Source organism: Paraburkholderia phytofirmans (assembly GCF_046028095.1).
Classification (GTDB): domain Bacteria; phylum Pseudomonadota; class Gammaproteobacteria; order Burkholderiales; family Burkholderiaceae; genus Paraburkholderia; species Paraburkholderia phytofirmans_A.
In genome coordinates this window covers 1-782 of the sequence record NZ_JAQQDJ010000044.1, presented here as the reverse complement: position 1 = coordinate 782, position 782 = coordinate 1, and the positions used below count along the sequence as shown (strand labels likewise).

The following is a 782-nucleotide window of genomic DNA, read 5'->3' as shown; positions in this document are numbered from 1 at the left end:
ATGAAAGAACTGGCCGGTCTCGAAGACATCGGCACCTTGCCGGGCTTCGAAGACGCGAACCTCGAGACCGCGCAGGCTGTGCTCGAAGAATCGGCGAAACTGTGCGGTGGCGTGCTGGCGCCGCTGAATGTCGAAGGCGATCGTAATCCGAGCAGCTGGAAAGACGGCGTGGTCACCGCGACGCCCGGCTTCAAGGAAGCGTTTCGCCAGTTCGGCGAAGGCGGCTGGCAAGGCGTGCAACATCCCGTCGACTACGAAGGCCAGGGCCTGCCGAAGCTAATCGCGACGCCGTGCGTCGAAATGCTCAACGCGTCGAACCTGTCGTTCGCGCTGTGTCCGTTGCTGACCGACGGCGCAATCGAAGCGCTGCTCACCGCCGGCACCGAAGCGCAAAAACAAACCTATGTGCCCAAGCTGATTTCCGGCGAATGGACCGGCACGATGAACCTGACCGAGCCGCAGGCCGGTTCCGATCTCGCGCTGGTGCGTACGCGCGCCGAGCCGCAGGGCGACGGTTCGTTCAAGCTGTTCGGCACGAAGATTTTCATTACGTGGGGCGAGCACGACATGGCGAAGAACATCGCGCATCTCGTGCTGGCGCGCACGCCGAATGCACCGGAAGGCGTGAAAGGCATTTCGCTCTTCATCGTGCCGAAGTTTCTCGTCAACGAAGACGGTTCGCCCGGCGAGCGCAACGACGTGCATTGCGTGTCGATCGAACACAAGCTCGGCATCAAGGCGAGCCCGACCGCGGTGCTGCAATTCGGCGACCACGGCGGCGC

At 62.9% G+C, this 782-nt stretch carries 1 protein-coding gene; it reads left to right on the top strand.

Annotated elements, in window-relative coordinates:
• A partial coding sequence (locus PQR54_RS38845) for an acyl-CoA dehydrogenase family protein (protein ID WP_408255447.1) occupies positions 1-782 on the top strand: 782 nt, incomplete at both ends.